The following is a 17,288-nucleotide window of genomic DNA, read 5'->3' as shown; positions in this document are numbered from 1 at the left end:
CTTTCATTCCCTATAGGAAGTCTTAGGTTCGCAGGCTCGCATCCCAGCCTGAGGCCCCGCCATGGACGCCACTCCCGACAAGGTCTACGACGCCGCGCGCTACGAGCGCGCCGGCCGGGGCAAGATCTTCGACTCCATCATCGACACCATCGGCGACACGCCGCTGGTGCGCCTGCCCAGGCTGACCGCAGCCCTGAAGCCCAGGGGCGAGGTGGTCGCCAAGCTGGAGTTCTTCAATCCGATCTCCTCGGTGAAGGACCGCATCGGCGTGGCCATGATCGAGTACCTGGAGGCCAAGGGCGTCCTGAAGCCGGGCGGCGTCATCGTCGAGCCGACCTCCGGCAACACCGGCATCGCGCTCGCCTTCGTGGCCGCGGCCAAGGGCTACAAGCTGACGCTCGTCATGCCCGAGAGCATGTCCATGGAGCGGCGCAAGATGCTGCTGCTGCTGGGCGCCAAGCTGGAGCTCACCCCGCCGGAGCGCGGCATGGCCGGCGCCGTGGCCAGAGCCAAGGAGATCGTCGACGCGACGCCGGGCGCGGTCATGCCCCAGCAGTTCGACAACGTCGCCAACCCGCTGATCCACCGGGTGTCGACCGCCCAGGAGATCTGGAACGACACCGAAGGCCGCGTGGACGCGGTGATCTCCGGCGTCGGCACCGGCGGCACCATCACCGGCGTCGGCCAGGTCCTGAAGGCCCGCAAGCCGTCGGTCCGCATGATCGCGGTGGAGCCGGTGGCCTCCCCGGTGCTCTCCGGCGGCCAGCCCGGCCCGCACAAGATCCAGGGCATCGGCGCGGGCTTCGTGCCTTCGATCCTCGACCGCGGCGTCATCGACGAGGTGGTGCAGGTCTCCAACGAGGACAGCTTCACCATGGCCCGCCGCGCGGCCGCGGAAGAGGGCATCCCGGTGGGCATCTCCTCCGGCGCGGCGCTGACGGCGGCCTTCGACGTGGCCAGCCGCGAGGACATGGCCGGCAAGCTGATCGTGGCCATCATCCCGAGCTTCGCCGAGCGCTACGTCTCGACGGCCCTGTTCGAGGGCCTTTGAGCGACGTCTACTCCGCGGAGAAGCGCTCCGCCGTGATGCGGCGGGTGAAGGGCGCGAACACCACGCCCGAGATGAAGGTCCGAAAGGCGCTGACCAGGCTTGGCGCCCGCTACCGGCTGCACCGCAAGGACCTGCCCGGCAATCCGGACATCGTCCTGCCCGGGCGCAGGCTGGCGCTCTTCGTCCACGGCTGCTTCTGGCACGGCCACGACTGCGCCAGAGGCGCGAGGGTGCCCAAGCAGAACCGCGACTACTGGGTCGCCAAGGTGGCCCGCAACGTCGCCCGCGACGCGTCGAGCCGCGGATCCCTCGCCGACCAGGGCTGGCGCGTCGAGACGATCTGGGAATGCGAGCTGAAAGACGCCGCGGCCTTGGACCGGCGGCTCACCGAGCTGCTCAGGCGCTAGCCGCCTCGACCTCTTCCACCGTGATCTGCGTCTTCACGGAATTGGCGATGAAGCACATCTCGTGGGCGGCGTGGTGCAGGTGGTCCCGCTCCTCGGCGGTGGGTTGTTTGCCTGAGTAGGTCACCTGCGGCCGAAGGGTGCAGCGGGTGACCGCCTGGCGGCCGTCGCCGATGTCCTCCATCAGCCCTTCGGCGTCGTCGCGGTAGCGCGCCACCACGTATCCCGCCTCGCGCGCCACGTGCAGGAAGCTGAGCATGTGGCACTGGGAGATCGAGGCCACCAGCATCTCTTCCGGGTCGACCGCATTGGGCGCCGCCCAGCGGTTGCCGATCACCTGGTGCGAGGCGGTGCCGGGGACCTCGACGCCGCTGCCGAACGCCACGCGGTGGGCGCGCGGGTAGCGGCCCTTCAGGAAGTCCTCGCCCGGCGCGTCCAGCGTCCAATCGCAGCTCGCCCGGTACGTCCCCATCGTCAGAAGGCCTCCGCCGGCAGGGCCATGACGAGCTCGGCCCCGGTCTTGAGCTTGGCCAGGTGCGACGTGGTCTCCGGCAGGACCCGCTCCATGTAGTAGCGCCCGACCGTGAGCTTCTGGGCGTAGATCGGGTCGGTTTCGCCCGCCGCGATCTTGGCGTTCGCCGCCTCGGCCATCAGGCACCACATGTAGGCCAGTGCGGTCAGGCCGAAAAGGTGAAGGTAGTCGGACGAGGCCGCCCCGGCGTTGTCCGGGTTCGCCAGGCCGTTCTGCATCAGCCACATGGTGGCCTCCTGCAGCTCGCCCTTGGCCTTGGCCAGCGGGGCCGTGAACGGCTTCATCTCCGGGCTGTCGTGGGCTTCCACATAGGCGTCCAGCTCGGCGAAGAAGCTCATCACCGCGCGGCCGCCGTTGGCCGCCAGCTTGCGGCCCACCAGGTCCAGCGCCTGCACCCCGTTGGTGCCCTCGTAGATCAGGGCGATGCGCACGTCGCGCAGGTACTGGCTGACCGGGAAGTGCTCGGTGAAGCCCGAGCCGCCGTGGATCTGCATGGCGTTGGAGCAGACCTCGAAGCCCTTGTCGGTGAGGAACGCCTTCACCACCGGCGTCATCAGCGCCATGTAGTCGTCGCCCTTCTGGCGCACCGCCTCGTCCGGGCTGCCGTGGGCCAGGTCGCCGTGCAGGGCGGTCCAGAACAGGAAGGCGCGGCCGCCTTCGATGATCGCGCGGCTGTCCATCAGCATGCGGCGAACATCGGGGTGGACGATGATCGGGTCGGCCGGTCCGTCGGGGTTCTTCGGCCCGGTCAGCGAGCGGCCCTGCAGGCGGTCCTTGGCGAAGTCCCGGGCGGCCTGGTAGGCGGCCTCGGCCTGGGCGAGGCCTTGCATGCCGACCCCGATCCGCGCCTCGTTCATCATCACGAACATGATCGCCAGGCCCCGGTTCTCCTCGCCGATCAGCCAGCCGGTGGCCTCCTCGTGGCTGATCACGCAGGTGGCGTTGCCGTGGATGCCCATCTTCTCTTCCAGGCCCAGGCACTTCACCGCGTTGCGCTCGCCCGGGTTGCCGTCGGCGTCCGGGATGAACTTCGGCACGATGAACAGGCTGATGCCGCGCGTCCCCTGCGGCGCCCCCTCGATCCGCGCCAGCACCAGGTGGACGATGTTCTCGGTGAGGTCCTGCTCGCCGCCAGAAATCCAGATCTTCTGGCCCGTGATCCTGTAGGTCCCGTCCCCGGCGGGGACCGCCTTGGTCCGCAGCATCCCCAGGTCCGTGCCGCAGTGCGGCTCGGTCAGGTTCATGGTCCCGCCCCACTGGAACGAGGCCAGCTTCGGCAGGTAGAGGTCCTTCTGCTCCTGGGAGCCGCCGAAGTGGATGGCGGAATAGGCGCCGTGGGTCAGGCCAGGGTACATGGCGAACGCCATGTTCGCCGCCGAGCTCATCTCGGAGAAGGCCAGGTTCACGACGTGCGGCAGGCCCTGGCCGCCATATGCCGGGTCCGACCCCAGCGCGGGCCAGCCGCCTTCCACCAGCGCCTTGTAAGCCTCCTTGAAGCCCGTCGGGGTCTTCACCGAGAAGTCCGCGTTCCAGGTGCAGCCTTCCTTGTCGCCCACCGAGTTCAGCGGCGCCAGCACCTCGCTCGTGAACTTCGCCGCCTCGTCCAGGATGGCCTCGATCGTGTCCATCGAGGCGTCGGCGAAGGTGGGCAGGTTGCCGTACTGCTCGAGCTTCAGCACGTCGCGCAGCAGGAAGGCGAAGTCCCGCACCGGGGGCTGGTAGGTCATGGGCGCTCCGAAGGGCAGATGTGCCTCCGCCCCTCTATACGAGAAGTCTTAACCGTAAAGGACCGGGCGCCTTCGTACCGGCTAGGTCTCTGCGCCTTCGAGGCGGCGGCGCAGGACCTGGTCGTACTCCTGGGCCTTGGGCAGCAGGTCCGGCCGGGTTTCCGACAGGCGCTTCTCCATGGCCTCGCACCCAGCGCGCAACTCGGCGATGGCGTTGTCGATGTCGACCTTCTGGCTCTCCAGCGCCAGGATGCGCTCGCGGAACTTCTTCAGCGAGCGGGCCGCCTGCTGGGCGCCGGTGTCGTCGGCCTCGTAGAGGTCGAGGATCTCGCCGATCTCGGCCAGAGCCAGGCCCACCCGCTTGCCGCGCAGGATCAGCTGCAGCCGGGCCCGGTCCTTGTAGGAATAGACCCGGTTCATCCCGTCACGGGCAGGCGCGAGCAGGCCCTTGTCCTCGTAGAAGCGCAGCGCCCGCGGCGTGCATTTGAACTCCTGGCAGAGCTGCCGGATCGTGAAAGTGCGGTTGGGTCGGCGCAGGTCCGTGGGCATGCTGTGGCTCCTGGACGCGGGGGTAAGTTGCCCTGACAGCGTAAAATCACCTTTCCGCACGCGTCAAGCAGACTCACGTTCACGTAATGCTGAGACGAGGCGGCGACCGGTGCTACGGTGGAGCTTCGAAGCCGAGGGGAAGAGATGACGAGCCCGATCCTGCAGCCGGTCGTCGTGCTGGTGCTCTGGTCGCTGGTGATGTGGGCTTGGCTCTACGCCACCCGCATCCCGGCCCTGCAGCGCGCGAAGTTCGAGCTTAGGCCCGACCGCTCCAAGGAGGAGATGAACGCCGCGCTACCGCCCCAGGTCCGCTGGAAGGCCGACAACTACAACCACCTGATGGAGCAGCCGACGATCTTCTACGCCACGGCGCTGGCGCTGGCGCTGGCCGGCCAAGGCGACGGACTGAACGCCGGGCTGGCATGGGGCTACGTGGCCCTGCGCGTCGTCCACAGCCTCGTCCAGGCGACTGTGAACGTCATCATGCTTCGCTGGGCCATCTTCATGACCGCCACCGTGGTGTTGGTGGTGCTGGCCGTCCGCGCCGCGATGGCGGTGTTCTAGGCCGGCGCCAACTCACCCGCGAGAGCCCGCTCGATCAGCTGGATCGTGCGCTCAACGCCAAAAATCGCCACGAACGAGCCGAACCGCGGCCCGGTGGGCTGGCCCAGCAAGACCTCGTAGAGCGCTCCGAACCAGGCGCGCAGCGGCTCGAAGCCCGCGGCCTTGCCCGCCTCGAACACCTCATTCTGGATCGTCTCGGCGTCGGCGCCCGCGGGCAGCGCCTTCAGCCGCGCGACCAGGTCCGCCATCGCCGCGCGTTCCTTCGCGTCCGGCGCCCTGAACGTCTTCGCGGGCTTCACGAAGTCCTCGTAGTAGTTCAGCGCGTAACCGGCGAGCTTGGCCAGCAGCGGCTCGCTCTGCGGCGTCGCGCCCGGGATGTAGCGCTCCAGGAAGCCCCACAGCACGTCGGTGGTCCCGGCGTCCGCCGCCGACACCAGGTTCAGCAGAAGCGAAAACGACACTGGCGAGCCGCGCTCCGGCGGCGCCCCCCGGTGTACGTGCCAGGCGGGGTTGTCGATCGCCGGCGCGTTGGCGCCCTCCGCGCGCGCCTTGTTGAAGCTGTCCAGGTGGCTCAGGTACTCGTCCGTCGCCTTGGGGATCACGTCGAAATAGAGCCGCTTCGCCGACTTCGGCGACTGGTACATGTAGTAGGCCAGGCTCTCGGGCGTGCCGTAGCGCAACCACTCCTCCATGGTCAGGCCGTTGCCCTTGGACTTGGAGATCTTCTGGTTGTTCTCGTCCATGAAGAGCTCGAAGTGGAAGGCCTCCGGGGGCTCCCCGCCCAGCGCCTTCACGATGCGGTTCGAGACCCGCACGCTGTCCACTAGGTCCTTGCCCGAGGCCTCGAAGTCGACCTTCAGCGCCGTCCAGCGCGCCGCCCAGTCCGGCCGCCACTGCAGCTTCACGTGGCCGCCGGTGACCGGGACCTCCGTCGGCGTGCCGTCCTCGTCGGGGAAGACGATGGTCCCCTTCGCGACGTTGCGCTCCAGGGTGGGCGCCTGCAGCACGCGGCCGGTCTTCGGGCTGATCGGCAGGAACGGGGAATAGGTCGCCCGCCGCTCTTCGCCCAGCGTCGGCAGCATGATCCCCATCACCGCGTCGAACCGCTCGAGGATGCGCAACAGCACCTCGTCGAAGCGGCCGGACTTGTACGTCTCGGTCGAGGACATGAAGGTGTAGTCGAAGCCGAAGCCGTCGAGGAAAGCCCGCAGGCGGGCGTTGTTGTGCGCCCCGAAGCTCTCGTGCTCGCCGAATGGGTCGCGGACCGAGGTGACCGGCTTGTCGCGGTCCTCCTCCAGCATCTCGCGGTTCGGCACGTTGTCCGGGATCTTCCGCAGGCCATCCATGTCGTCGGAGAAGACGATCAGCTGGGTGGGGATGGCGTCCTCGGTGAGCGCCCGGAAGGCGTTCCTCACCATCGTCGGCCGGGCCGCTTCGCCAAAGGTGCCCATGTGAGGGAGGCCGGAGGCCCCGTAGCCGCACTGGAAGACCACCGGCTCGGTAAGCGCTGGGAACTGCCGCACGGCCTCGGCGAACTTGCCTTCGACGAACAGCGACGCCGCCAGGTCCCGCTCGCCGTCGCTCAGCCGCAGCCGGGTGATCCGCTCCAGCAGGATCCGCGCCTGCTCGAACGGCCAGCTCTTCGCCTCGCGCGCCTGTCGGGAAAGTCCTTGCAGCATGGGGGCGGCCCTACCTGCCAATCCCTGCCGCCTCAAGGCCTTTTGGAACTAAGGCCGAGCTCCTGCGTCTTGGCGCTGACGACAGACGGGACCGTACGACCATGAACCTCACCATCGCCAAGCGGGCGCTCGGCCTGCTCTCCATCGGACTGGGCATCGTCGCTGTCGCGGCGCCCCGTCGGATGTCGTCCACGCTCGGGCTCGAGGCCGACGAGCAGGCGGTGAGCGCCTTCGGGGCCCGCGAGATCGCCTCCGGCGCCGGCCTGCTCTCGCCCGTGAAACCGGGTCCGTGGTTCTGGACCCGCGTCGGGGGCGACGTGATGGACCTCGTGGCACTGGGGAAGGCGTTGAACCGGGACAACCCCCGCCGCCACATCGCCGCGGCGGCCGCAGGCCTGGTGGCGGTGATCGCCGTCATCGATACCTGGATGGCCATCGAGGCCCTCGTGGACAAGCGCGCCAACGCCCAGGCTGCGACCTAGCCGCCGCGACAAACCAATGTCTCAAAACTGACGTAACGGCATAACCGAATCGTCGTGTCCTCCCCGTAAGGGCCTCTGAGCCCAGGGGGAAAAGATGCGGACACGTCATATACAGCCCAGCCGGCTGGTCCTTGTCCTGGCCATGCTGGCCGCCACGCCGGCGGCGGCCCAGGAGGTCGAGGAGCTGGTGGTCACCGGTCAGCGGGCCGCCCAGCAGCGCGCCATCGAGACCAAGCGCGAAGCCGACACCGTCGTCGACGTGATCTCCGCCGACGACATCGGCCGGCTGGCCGACAAGAACGTCGCCGAGAACATCGAGCGCCTGCCCGGCGTGGGCCTCGCCTACGACCAGGGCGAGGGCCGCTACGTCTCGATCCGCGGCACCCCGTCGAACCTCAACAACGTCACCCTGAACGGCGTAGAGGTCGGCAACCCCGACGGCGACAGCCGCGCCCTGCCGCTCGACGTGGTCTCCGGCCAGCTGCTCGGCCGGGTCGAGGTGGTGAAGGCGGTCACGCCCGACTACGACGCCCAGGGGATCGGCGGCACCGTCAACCTGGTCAGCCAGTCGCCCTTCGACAACGGAAAGGACCTGTTCGCCCGCGGCTCGCTGCAGGTGGGCTACCAGGAGCTCAACAAGAAGAGCCCGATCCAAGGCGACGCCACGGTCGGCGCCATCTTCGGCGGCGGGAACTGGGGCGTGTTGCTGGGCATCTCCGGCTCGTCGCGCGACTACGACTCAGAGGGCCTCTACCCCGACGACTGGCGCACCGTGCCGGGCGTCGCCCGCGGCGGCCTGCCGATCAATCTGAAGTACACGAACTACAACCTCGTCCGGGAGCGGATCGGGGTGTCCGGAGCGCTGGAGTTCCGGCCGACGGACGGCGACAAGTTCTACCTGCGCGGCCTCTATTCGAAGTTCACCGAGGACGAGTACCGCCAGCGCTTCCGGCTCGACTTCGCGTCCAACCTCGCCAATGTCACGCTGAACCCTGACCAAGCCACCGGCGTCTCGACCGGCGTCGACGCTCGCCAGGACCTGCGCCTGGAGTACAAGGAGAAGTCGATCTCTTCCTTCCAGGCCGGCGCCGAGCACGAGCGCGGTCCGTGGAACATCACCTACGACGCCTCCTACGGCTACAACGAGCTGATCGAGCCCAACCAGCTTTGGCAGTTCCGTCTGCCGACCGCGAACCTCACCGTCGACTTCGACATGCGGCCGCTGCTCTATACCGCGGTCCCGCGCAGCCTCTCGGCCTCCAACCTGCAGTTCCGCCAGCACACCGTGCAGGACGAGTACGGCGAGGAAGCCAACGTCGCGGGCCGCATCGATCTGCGCCGCGACATCGACATCGGCGAGAAGAGCTTCTTCAAAGTCGGCTTCAAGGCCCGTCAGACGGACAAGATGTTCGACGGGCGGACCGACCAGTACGACCGTGGAACCGCCGCCAACCGCTTCACCCTGGCCGACTTCAACCTTCTGGGTCCGCAGATGGAGGTCGACGTCGGCGACCGCGTCTACGTCAACCGCTTCGTCATCGACGCCGCCGCGATCCAGGCCTTCACCGCGGCCAACCGCGGTGGCGCGCGCATGGTGCTGAACACCGCGAACACGCTCTCCAACGCCACCCTCAACGACTACGACCTGACCGAGAAGGTGCTGGCCGGCTACGCCATGGCCAACATCGACTTTGGCCGCTTCGCGATCATCGGCGGCTGGCGTGTGGAGCACACGAAGACCGACGTCTCCGGCTTCCGCCTGGTCGGGCAGACCGGCACCGTCACGCCGGTCTCCCAGCAGGGCAAGTACACGACCTTCCTGCCCAACTTGCACCTGCGCTTCGAGCCCAGCGAGGACCTCGTCGTCCGCTTCGCCTACACCCGCACTCTGGGACGTCCCCAGTACCCGCAGCTGAAGCCGGGCGGCGCGCTTACCTTCACCGAGATCACGCCGGGCAACTTCGAAGGCGAGTTCGCCGAGGGCAACGCCGACCTGAAGCCCTACGTCTCCGACAACCTCGACGCCTCGGCGGAATGGTACTTCGCGCGCGGCGGCCTGCTGTCGGCCGGCGTATTCTACAAGAAGATCAGGGACCCGATCTTCGGCTTCCGCCAGACGCTGTCCGGCGTGACGCTGGAGGGCCGCACCTACAGCCGCCTGGAGTACACCCAGCCCCGCAACGCCGACTCAGGCGAAATCAGGGGCGTCGAGCTGAACTACCAGCAGCAGTTCGACTTCCTGCCCGGGTTCTGGAGCGGCTTCGGCGCGGCGGCCAACGTCACCGTCACCGACTCCAGCCTCACCGTGCCGGGCCGCGGCGAGCTCGCCTTCCCGGCGCAGTCCAGCCTGCTCTACGGCGCCCAGCTGTTCTACCAGGCCGGACGCGTCGAGGCGGCGCTCTCCTACCACCATACCGGCTACGCGATCCAAGGCCTGGGCGCCAGCAACGACGCCGACACCTACGACGACGACTACCGCCGCCTGGACGCCAAGGTCAGCTACCAGCTCACCTCCAACATCGAGGTCTACGTCGACCTGCAGAACCTCTCCGACGAGGTGCTGCGCGAGTACCAGGGCGGCCACCGCGACTGGCTGACCAACTACGAGCGCTACGGCCGGACTTACTACGTCGGTGTTTCCGCGCGATGGTAGGCGCGTGAGCCTTACATCCCGACGACTTCTGCTGGGACAGGCCGCGGCGCTTGCGGGCGCCGCGCTCCTGCCCGAAACCCGCTCGGCCTTCGCCCAGACCCGACTGACCGAGGATCCCTTCAGCCTCGGCGTCGCCTCCGGCGAGCCCAGCCCCGATGGCATGGTGCTCTGGACCCGGCTCGCGCCGCGTCCGCTGCAGCCGGACGGCGGCATGCCGCCTGCGCCGGTCCAGGTCCGCTGGCAGGTGGCCGAGGACGAGCGCATGACCCGCGTCGTCCGCTCGGGCTACGAGATCGCGAGCCCCGTGGCCGGCCACTCGGTCCACGTCACGGTGGTGAAGCTGAAGCCGGGCCGGCCCTACTGGTACCGCTTCATGGCCGCCGGCCACGCGAGCCCCGTGGGCCGTACGCGGACCGCCCCGGCGCGAGGCGCCGATGTACAGCGCCTGCGGCTCGCCTACAGCTCCTGCCAGAAGTTCGAAGCCGGCTACTGGGGCGCCTACGAGCACCTTGTCGCCGACGACCCCGACCTGGTGCTATTCCTCGGCGACTACATCTACGAGCAGAAGGCGACCAACAACGGCGTCCGGCGTCACCCTGACGAGGAGCCGAAGGACATCGGCGGCTACCGGGTCCGGTACGGCGCCTACAAGTCCGACCCGATGCTGAAGGCGGCGCATGCCGCCGCGCCGTGGATGGTGATCTGGGACGACCACGAGGTGAAGAACGACTACGGCGGCGACACCGACCGGGCCAACACAGACCCCGCCGTCTTCCTGCGCCGCCGCGCCGCCGCCTACCAAGCCTACTACGAGCACATGCCGCTGCGCCGCCGGCAGGTCCCGGTCGGGCCCAGCATGCTGCTGCACCGGGCGCTGGACTGGGGGAGCCTGGCCCAACTGCAGTTCATCGACACCCGCCAGCACCGCCCGGCCCGCACCTGCGATGCGCTCGCCTCCAAGGATGACCCCAAGATCATTCCCGACTGCCCCGAGCGCACCGACCCCCGCCGCTCGTTGCTCGGCGCGCCGCAGGAGCGCTGGTTGCTGGACACGCTCGGCGCCTCGAAGGCCCGCTGGAACATCCTCGCCCAGCAGTACGTCATGGGCGAGCTCATGCGCCCGGCCGCCGACGGCCCGCGGTTCTCCAACGATGGCTGGAGCGGCTATGCGGCCAGCCGCCAACGCATTCTCGAGCGCTGGCGCGACGCCCGCGTCTCAAATCCGCTTGTCCTCGGCGGCGACATCCACTGCTTCGTCGCCGGCGACCTGAAGCTCGCGCCGGACCAGGCTCCGATCGCCACGGAGTTCAACGGCGGCTCGATCAGTTCGCTGGGCGCCGCCAACGCGACCCTCGCCGCGCTCGCCAAGCCCAACCCGCACATCCGCTTCACCGAAGGCGAGCACCGCGGCTACGGCCGCGTCGACATCACGCCCAACGGCGCCGACGTCACCTTCCGGGCGATCCAAACGGCGCTGAAGCCCACGTCCGACGCCTACGATCTCGCGCGCTTCCACGTCGAGTCCGGGAGGCCGGGGGTGCAGCGTGCGTAGCCTTCTGCTCGGCCTGTTCTTCGCCGCCTGCGCGGCGACGGCATCCGCCCAGCCGGGCCTGTCCGCAGAGCTCGTCCGGCGCATCCCAGCCCCTGAAGCCCGTCAGGGCGTGGCCGTCGACGCCCGCTACGTCTACGCCGTCGATAACTCCGTCATCGGCAAGTACGACAAGGCGACCGGCGCCAAGGTCGCCGAGTGGAAGGGCGATCCCACCCGCTTCCCGCACCTCAACTCCTGCGCCGTGATCGGCCGCGAACTGGTCTGCGCCTCGTCCAACTACCCCGCCGTGCCGATGGCCAGTTCGGTCGAGATCTTCGATCCCATCCGCATGGTCCACCTGCGCAGCGTCTCGCTGGGCCCGCAGGTGGGCTCGCTCACCTGGGTGGACCGCAAGGACGGCGCTTGGTGGGCCACCTTCGCCAACTACGGCGACCGGGGCGGCGAGCCCGGCCGCGACACGCGCTGGACCACCCTGGTGAAGTTCGACGACCAGTGGCGTCGGATGGAGGCCTGGCTCTTCCCGCCCTCGGTGATCGCGCGGATGACACCGCGCAGCTCGTCTGGCGGCGCGTGGGGCGAGGATGGGCTGATCTACGCCACCGGGCACGACGAGCCGGAGGTCTATGTGCTGCGGCTGCCGCAGGGCGGCGCCACGCTTGAGCACGTGGCCACCATCCACGCCGCCAACGAGGGTCAGGCCATCGCCTTCGACCGCTCGCAGCGCCGCATGCTCTATGGCATCAGCCGATCGAAGCGCGAGGTGGTCGTGATGCGCCTGCCGCCCGTGTCGCCGCGATGAAGCTCGCTCTGTGGATCATGTCCGCGGCCGCGCTTCTGGGCGCCCATTCCGCCTCCGCCGCGCCGCGGGTGCTCACGGTCGAGACCTGGACCGTCGATTGCTACACGGGCGATGATGAGTTCGCCGTTCGCTGCGAGGCCGTGGCCCACGCGGGCGTGGTCGAAGTCCGTGTCTCGACGGGCGACAGCCAGCTCTTCGCCTCGGCGAAGGTCAGCGGCTGCCCGGAGGCTGAGTACGCCAGCTGGTGGCGCGACGAAATCGCGGCCAAGCCCGACCGTCTGGCGCAGGTCGGCCGAGCCCTCAATTCGGCGATCGCGGAGACGGGCAGGCAATGCGCGGCTGCCCGCGGTACGAAGCTGCGGTTCAGGTCGCTACCGGATTTGGCGAACGTTGGCGATCCGCCGCCGAAGTGGGTCAGGATGCATGGCGGGGCCGAACTGAAATCGCGAGAGGCAAAATGATCGCTCGTATTGTCGCTGTCCTCGCCGTGCTCGGGCTCGCCGCCTGCTCGCCGGGCGGGGAGAAGAAGCCCGAAGGTCCCAAGACCGTCCTCAACTTCTCGATCCTCTCGACCGAGAGCCGGGCGTCGGCGGAGGCGGACTGGACGCCATTCCTGGCCGACATGGAGAAGGCCATCGGGATGCCGGTGAAGGCCTACTACGGCACCAACTACACCGGGCTCATCGAGGCCCTGCGGTTCAAGCAGACCGACCTGGGCTGGTTCACCAACCAGTCCGGCCTGGAGGCTGTGCGCCGCGCCGACGGCGAGGTCTTCGCCCGCTCGGTGAACCCCTCCGGCGTCGACGGCTACGAGGCGGTGATCATCGTCCCGAAGGGCTCCGGCTTGACGCTCGACATGCTGCTCAAGTGCGACAAGACCGTCGACTTCGGCATGGGCGACGCCAAGTCCACCTCCGGCACGCTCGCGCCCATGACCTACCTGTTCGCGCCGCGGGGCATCGACCCCAACACCTGCTTCAAGACCGTGAAGTCGGCGAACCACGAGGCCAACCTGTTCGCCGTCGCCAACGGGGTGGTGGACGCCGCCACCAACAACACCGCCTCGATGGAGCGGCTCGGCATGCTGAAGTCCGGCACGGGCGCGCAGGTGCTGAAGAAGGTCGAGATCATCTGGCGCTCGCCGCGCATCCCCGAGGACCCGCTGGTCTGGCGCAAGGACCTCGATCCCGCGCTGAAGAAGAAGGTGTCCGACTTCATGTTCTCATATGGCGTCGGCGACACCCCGGAGGCGGCCCGCCAGCGCGCCATCCTGGAGCGCATCCAGACCAAGCCCTTCGTTCGGGCCGACGACAGCCACCTCATCCCCGTCCGCGAGATGGAAGCCACGGGCGCCCTGCTGCAGGCCAGGAGCCGCGGCGACCAGGCCGCCATCGCCAAGGCCGAGGCCGAGCTCGCCCAGTTGCGCAAGGAGAAAGCGGGCTAGCGGGGCTCGCTCAGCAGGAAGTGGCCCCTGAGCGCCGCCACCGGCGAGCTGCGCTGCTCCTGCCAGGCTTCCACGTGCACATTGGCCACCCGGCGGCCCACCTTGCGCAGGTCGGCCCGCGCGTAGGTGGTCATCGCCCGGCCCGGCCTCAGGTACTCGATGGTGACGTCGATCGTCTTGTGCACCCTGGCCGAGCCCTGCACGACGGAGAGCTGCGCCAGCGCGGTCATCTCCAGGAACGCCCCGATCACCCCGCCGTGCAGGGCCGGGATCATGGTGTTGCCCACCAGGTGCTCGGAGAACGGCAGGATGGCCGTCATCTCGTCGCCGGCCAGCTCGGCGCGCATGCCCAGGAAGCGCACGTACGGCACGCGCTGCAGGAAGGCTTGCAGCTGTTCGGCGGCCGCATCGCTCATGGCTGCGGCCTGTTTAGCACGAAGGCTGCCTGGGCCGTGGCGATGGGATCGGACGGATCGGCGTCCCAGGCCTGGGCGCGGACGAAGGCGATCGAGCGGGTGAGCTTGTAGCAGTGCGCTTCGGCAGTGACGCCGGCCCGCGGCGCGGCGGGCCTCATGTAGTCGATGCGCAGGTCGAGCGTCGCGGTGCCGAACGGCCCGCCGATCGAGGCCGCCGCCGAGGCGATGGCCAGGCCGCAGGTGTGGTCCAGGAGGCTCGTCACCACCCCGCCAGCGATCACGCCCGTGTGGGGGTCGCCGACCAGGTCCTCACGCCAGGGGACTTCGAGGGAGCCGCGGGCCTCGCCCACGGAGACGAACTTGAAGCCGAGCGCGGCCGCCTGGGGCACGGTGGCGGCCATGTGCTGGCCCATCTGGCCGCGAGGATCGTCAGCGTCGCTCATGCCGCCAGCGGTAGGGGCTATGTCAGCCCCAGGTCAATTCGCTTAGACGGCGATCATGATCAGGTAGGCGAGCACGGCCACCAGCGGCGTCGCCGCCATGGTGATGTTGAAAGCGCCGAGGAGCGGCTGCATGTGGTTCAGCATGGGTATTCCCCTTCATTAGATGTTGCCGGTCGCAGAGCTGCGCCCGACAGCGAGGGGTGTATGGCAACCTGTGCTTGAATACTCGTTAAGTCGGCGTCATGACGTCGAATTAACAACGTGAATACTTCGTAAGGATCGGAAGCTGCCGTTCGGGGATTGTTAGCCGAGACCATGATCCGCCCGCAGGACCTGCTCTGCCCGAAGCCCGAGGGCCTCTACTGCGCCCCTGGCGACTTCTACATCGACCCGGTCCGCCCCGTGGCGCGGGCGGTGATCACCCATGGCCACTCCGATCATGCGCGGGCCGGCCACGGCGCGGTGCTCGCCACCCACGAGACCCTGGACATCATGGGCGAGCGCTACGGCCTGGGGTTCTCCGAGAGCGCCCAGGCCGCGGCCTACGGCGAGGTGGTGCGGCGCGACGAGGTGGAGGTGGTCCTGGTCCCCGCCGGCCACGTCCTGGGCTCGGCCCAGGCGGTGGTGCGCTGGAGGGGCCTGACCATGGTGGTCTCCGGTGACTACAAGCGAAGGCGCGATCCCACCTGTCCGCCCTTCGAGCCGGTGCCCTGCGACGTCTTCATCTCCGAGGCCACCTTCGGCCTGCCGGTCTTCCGCCACCCGCCGGACCGGGAGGAGATCGCCCGCCTGCTGCGCTCGGTCGCCCAGTTCCCGGAGCGCAGCCACCTCGTCGGCGCCTACGCCCTTGGCAAGGCGCAGCGGGTGATCCGGCTGCTGCGCGAGGCCGGCTGGGAGCGGCCCATCTACGTGCACGGCGCCCTGGACCGGCTGAACGCCCTCTACCAGAAGCACGGCGTGGACCTCGGACCCCTGGAGCCCGCCACCAGCAAGACCAAGCAGGACTTCGCCGGCGAGATCATCATCGCCCCGCCCTCCGCCCTCCAGGACCGTTGGAGCCGCCGCTTCCCGGACCCGGTCGGCGCCTTCGCCTCCGGCTGGATGCAGGTCCGCGCCCGCGCCCGCCAGCGCGGCGTCGAGCTCCCCCTGGTGATCTCCGACCACGCCGATTGGGACGAGCTCACCACCACCATCGACGAGATCCGCCCCGGCGAGCTCTGGATCACCCACGGCAGGGAGGAAGCCCTCGCCCGCTGGGCCGAGCTGCATGGCGTGCCCGCCCGCGCGCTCGCCCTCGTGGGCTACGCGGAAGAGGGCGACGACTAGTGCGCGCCTTCGCCGAACTGCTGGACCGGCTGTCGCTGACCGCCTCGCGCAACGCCAAGCTCACCTTGGTGCGCGACTACCTGCGCGACACGCCGGACCCCGACCGCGGCTGGGCCCTGGCGGCGCTCACCGGCGACCTCACCTTCTCCGCGGCCAAGCCCAACTTCATCCGCAAGGCCGTCGAGGAGCGGATGGACCCGCAGCTGTTCTGGTGGTCCTACGACTATGTGGGGGACCTCGCCGAGACCGTGGCGCTGGTCTGGCCTCGGCGGCCCGGAGCCAACCGCGAGCCCGAGCTGAACGAGGTGGTCGACGGCCTGCGCACCGCCTCGCGCGCCGATGTCCAGCGGCTGATCGAAGGATGGCTGGACGACATGGACGAGCCGCGCGAGCGCTGGGCCCTGCTCAAGCTGATGACCCGCGAGCTGCGCGTTGGCCTCACCGCCCGCCTCGCCAAGCGCGCGGCCGCCGAGATGGGCGGCGTCGAGCCCGCCGAGATCGAGGAGCTGTGGCACGCGCTGCACCCGCCCTACGAGGACCTGTTCGCATGGCTCGAGGGCCGCTCCGAGAAGCCGTCCTCAGAGAACCCCGGCCGCTTCCGCCCTGTGATGCTGGCCCAGGCCATCGACGAGGCGGTGGACTTCGGCAAGCTCGACCCGGCCGACTACGCCGCGGAGTGGAAGTGGGACGGCATCCGCGTCCAGCTGGTCAACGAGGGCGGCGAGCGCCGGCTCTACACCCGCACCGGCGACGACATCTCGCGCACCTTCCCCGACCTCCTCGACGCGCTGTTCGAAGAGGGCGTCCTCGACGGGGAGCTGCTGGTCGTCCGCGACGGCCAGGTGGCGAGCTTCGCCGACCTGCAGCAGCGCCTGAACCGCAAGGCCGTGGACGCCAAGCTGCTCGCCCAATACCCGGCCGGCATCCGCGCCTACGACATTCTCGCGGAAGGCCGCGAAGACACCCGCACCCTGTCCTTCGCCGAGCGCCGCCAGCGGCTGGAGGCCTTCGTGGGACGCCAGGCCAGCCCCCGCATCAGCCTCTCGCCTACGCAGCCGTTCGAGACCTGGGCCGAGCTCGCGGAGCTGCGCGCCAGCCCGCCGGCCGGCGACCCGCAGATCGCCGAGGGCCTGATGCTGAAGCGGTGGGACAGCCGCTACGAGGCCGGCCGCCCGAAGGGCCCCTGGTTCAAGTGGAAGCGCGACCCCTACCTCGTCGACGCCGTGCTGATGTACGCCCAGCGGGGCCACGGCAAGCGGTCCAGCTTCTATTCCGACTACACCTTCGGGACGTGGACGGAGGACGAGGGCGGCAAGCGGTTCCTCACGCCTGTCGGCAAAGCCTACTTCGGCTTCACCGACGAGGAGCTGAAGCAGATCGACAAGTTCGTTCGCGACAACACCGTGGAGCGGTTCGGCCCCGTCCGCTCCGTCCGCGCCGAACCCCACTTCGGCCTCGTCTTCGAGGTCGCCTTTGAAGGCCTCCAGCGCTCCGGCCGCCACAAGTCGGGCGTCGCCATGCGTTTCCCGCGCATCAACCGCATCCGCTGGGATAAGCCCCCCGGCGAGGCCGACGAGCTCTCCACCCTGGAGCGCCTCCTGGAGCGGATGGAGAGCCGCTGAGGCGGCGGCCCATCCAAGACGCCGTTGAGCAGTTCGCTCATCGTG

The 17,288-nt window shown here is 69.1% G+C and carries 17 protein-coding genes; 11 read left to right on the top strand and 6 right to left on the bottom strand.

What is annotated here, in order from left to right; all coding sequences use genetic code 11:
• The first annotated feature begins 61 nt into the window (after positions 1-61).
• Both cysK and VIL76_RS13010 read left to right on the top strand, forming a co-directional pair.
• Positions 62-1,051, top strand: a complete 990-nt coding sequence (gene cysK / locus VIL76_RS13015) for a cysteine synthase A (RefSeq protein WP_332045457.1) — start codon at positions 62-64, stop codon at positions 1,049-1,051.
• Positions 1,048-1,458 carry a DNA mismatch endonuclease Vsr gene (locus tag VIL76_RS13010; RefSeq protein WP_332045456.1) on the top strand — a complete coding sequence of 137 codons (411 nt, stop codon included), beginning with the start codon at positions 1,048-1,050 and terminating at the stop codon, positions 1,456-1,458. The genes cysK and VIL76_RS13010 overlap by 4 nt, the downstream gene beginning before the upstream one ends.
• Here the strand turns inward: VIL76_RS13010 and VIL76_RS13005 are convergent.
• The 3 genes from VIL76_RS13005 to VIL76_RS12995 form a co-directional block, all read right to left on the bottom strand.
• Positions 1,448-1,927: an OsmC family protein gene (locus VIL76_RS13005; protein ID WP_332045455.1), complete on the bottom strand. Its 480-nt coding sequence runs from the start codon at positions 1,925-1,927 to the stop codon at positions 1,448-1,450. The genes VIL76_RS13010 and VIL76_RS13005 overlap by 11 nt on opposite strands.
• 2 nt (positions 1,928-1,929) lie before the next feature.
• Complete coding sequence (locus VIL76_RS13000) at positions 1,930-3,714, bottom strand: acyl-CoA dehydrogenase C-terminal domain-containing protein (RefSeq protein WP_332045454.1); 1,785 nt, start codon at positions 3,712-3,714, stop codon at positions 1,930-1,932.
• Positions 3,715-3,795: 81 nt separating this feature from the next.
• Entirely contained in the window at positions 3,796-4,263 is a 468-nt protein-coding gene (locus tag VIL76_RS12995) for a MerR family DNA-binding transcriptional regulator (protein WP_332045453.1), read from the bottom strand.
• A 144-nt stretch (positions 4,264-4,407) separates the two neighbouring features.
• On the opposite strand from VIL76_RS12995, the gene VIL76_RS12990 reads away from it, so the two are divergent.
• Complete coding sequence (locus tag VIL76_RS12990) at positions 4,408-4,827, top strand: MAPEG family protein (RefSeq protein WP_332045452.1); 420 nt, start codon at positions 4,408-4,410, stop codon at positions 4,825-4,827.
• Here VIL76_RS12990 and VIL76_RS12985 read toward each other — a convergent pair.
• Positions 4,824-6,506: a lysine--tRNA ligase gene (locus tag VIL76_RS12985; RefSeq protein WP_332045451.1), complete on the bottom strand. Its 1,683-nt coding sequence runs from the start codon at positions 6,504-6,506 to the stop codon at positions 4,824-4,826. The two genes, VIL76_RS12990 and VIL76_RS12985, sit on opposite strands and share 4 nt — an antisense overlap.
• A 101-nt stretch (positions 6,507-6,607) precedes the next feature.
• Between VIL76_RS12985 and VIL76_RS12980 the strand changes: the two genes are divergently transcribed.
• The 6 genes from VIL76_RS12980 to phnD all read left to right on the top strand — a co-directional run bounded on the left by VIL76_RS12980 (position 6,608) and on the right by phnD (position 13,436).
• Positions 6,608-6,988: a hypothetical protein gene (locus VIL76_RS12980; RefSeq protein ID WP_332045450.1), complete on the top strand. Its 381-nt coding sequence runs from the start codon at positions 6,608-6,610 to the stop codon at positions 6,986-6,988.
• A 94-nt stretch (positions 6,989-7,082) separates the two neighbouring features.
• Positions 7,083-9,641, top strand: a complete 2,559-nt coding sequence (locus tag VIL76_RS12975; RefSeq protein WP_332045449.1) for a TonB-dependent receptor — start codon at positions 7,083-7,085, stop codon at positions 9,639-9,641.
• A gap of 4 nt (positions 9,642-9,645) precedes the next feature.
• The gene (locus VIL76_RS12970; protein ID WP_332045448.1) at positions 9,646-11,193 is read left to right on the top strand and encodes an alkaline phosphatase D family protein; all 1,548 of its coding nucleotides are present in this window, start codon (positions 9,646-9,648) and stop codon (positions 11,191-11,193) included.
• Entirely contained in the window at positions 11,186-11,992 is an 807-nt protein-coding gene (locus VIL76_RS12965; RefSeq protein ID WP_332045447.1) for a hypothetical protein, read from the top strand. The genes VIL76_RS12970 and VIL76_RS12965 overlap by 8 nt, the downstream gene beginning before the upstream one ends.
• Positions 11,989-12,453, top strand: coding sequence for a hypothetical protein (locus VIL76_RS12960; protein WP_332045446.1), 465 nt, complete (start codon positions 11,989-11,991; stop codon positions 12,451-12,453). Before VIL76_RS12965 ends, VIL76_RS12960 begins: the two co-directional genes overlap by 4 nt.
• Positions 12,450-13,436: a phosphate/phosphite/phosphonate ABC transporter substrate-binding protein gene (phnD, locus tag VIL76_RS12955; protein WP_332045445.1), complete on the top strand. Its 987-nt coding sequence runs from the start codon at positions 12,450-12,452 to the stop codon at positions 13,434-13,436. Before VIL76_RS12960 ends, phnD begins: the two co-directional genes overlap by 4 nt.
• Here the strand turns inward: phnD and VIL76_RS12950 are convergent.
• Positions 13,433-13,852, bottom strand: coding sequence for a PaaI family thioesterase (locus tag VIL76_RS12950; RefSeq protein WP_332045444.1), 420 nt, complete (start codon positions 13,850-13,852; stop codon positions 13,433-13,435). The two genes, phnD and VIL76_RS12950, sit on opposite strands and share 4 nt — an antisense overlap.
• Positions 13,849-14,295, bottom strand: a complete 447-nt coding sequence (locus tag VIL76_RS12945; RefSeq protein WP_414695433.1) for a PaaI family thioesterase — start codon at positions 14,293-14,295, stop codon at positions 13,849-13,851. Before VIL76_RS12945 ends, VIL76_RS12950 begins: the two co-directional genes overlap by 4 nt.
• A gap of 315 nt (positions 14,296-14,610) precedes the next feature.
• Between VIL76_RS12945 and VIL76_RS12940 the strand changes: the two genes are divergently transcribed.
• Positions 14,611-15,621, top strand: coding sequence for a ligase-associated DNA damage response exonuclease (locus tag VIL76_RS12940; protein ID WP_332045443.1), 1,011 nt, complete (start codon positions 14,611-14,613; stop codon positions 15,619-15,621).
• Positions 15,621-17,243 (top strand): cisplatin damage response ATP-dependent DNA ligase, encoded by a 1,623-nt coding sequence (locus VIL76_RS12935; RefSeq protein ID WP_332045442.1) that lies wholly within the window; start codon positions 15,621-15,623, stop codon positions 17,241-17,243. Before VIL76_RS12940 ends, VIL76_RS12935 begins: the two co-directional genes overlap by 1 nt.
• The last annotated feature ends 45 nt before the right edge of the window (positions 17,244-17,288 follow it).

Origin of the sequence: Phenylobacterium sp. (assembly GCF_036563285.1) — a bacterium.
Taxonomy (GTDB): domain Bacteria; phylum Pseudomonadota; class Alphaproteobacteria; order Caulobacterales; family Caulobacteraceae; genus Phenylobacterium.
Note: the sequence above shows the minus strand (reverse complement) of the source record. Positions and strands in the feature narration are given on the sequence as shown.

Bases quoted from the DNA above. Each gene is read 5' to 3' on its own strand.
- cysK (WP_332045457.1), top strand. From the start codon at position 62: ATGGACGCCACTCCCGACAAGGTCTACGACGCCGCGCGCTACGAGCGC.
- VIL76_RS13005 (WP_332045455.1), bottom strand. From the start codon at position 1,927: ATGGGGACGTACCGGGCGAGCTGCGATTGGACGCTGGACGCGCCGGGC.
- VIL76_RS13000 (WP_332045454.1), bottom strand. From the start codon at position 3,714: ATGACCTACCAGCCCCCGGTGCGGGACTTCGCCTTCCTGCTGCGCGAC.
- VIL76_RS12995 (WP_332045453.1), bottom strand. From the start codon at position 4,263: ATGCCCACGGACCTGCGCCGACCCAACCGCACTTTCACGATCCGGCAG.
- VIL76_RS12990 (WP_332045452.1), top strand. From the start codon at position 4,408: ATGACGAGCCCGATCCTGCAGCCGGTCGTCGTGCTGGTGCTCTGGTCG.
- VIL76_RS12985 (WP_332045451.1), bottom strand. From the start codon at position 6,506: ATGCTGCAAGGACTTTCCCGACAGGCGCGCGAGGCGAAGAGCTGGCCG.
- VIL76_RS12980 (WP_332045450.1), top strand. From the start codon at position 6,608: ATGAACCTCACCATCGCCAAGCGGGCGCTCGGCCTGCTCTCCATCGGA.
- VIL76_RS12975 (WP_332045449.1), top strand. From the start codon at position 7,083: ATGCGGACACGTCATATACAGCCCAGCCGGCTGGTCCTTGTCCTGGCC.
- VIL76_RS12960 (WP_332045446.1), top strand. From the start codon at position 11,989: ATGAAGCTCGCTCTGTGGATCATGTCCGCGGCCGCGCTTCTGGGCGCC.
- phnD (WP_332045445.1), top strand. From the start codon at position 12,450: ATGATCGCTCGTATTGTCGCTGTCCTCGCCGTGCTCGGGCTCGCCGCC.
- VIL76_RS12950 (WP_332045444.1), bottom strand. From the start codon at position 13,852: ATGAGCGATGCGGCCGCCGAACAGCTGCAAGCCTTCCTGCAGCGCGTG.
- VIL76_RS12945 (WP_414695433.1), bottom strand. From the start codon at position 14,295: ATGAGCGACGCTGACGATCCTCGCGGCCAGATGGGCCAGCACATGGCC.
- VIL76_RS12940 (WP_332045443.1), top strand. From the start codon at position 14,611: ATGATCCGCCCGCAGGACCTGCTCTGCCCGAAGCCCGAGGGCCTCTAC.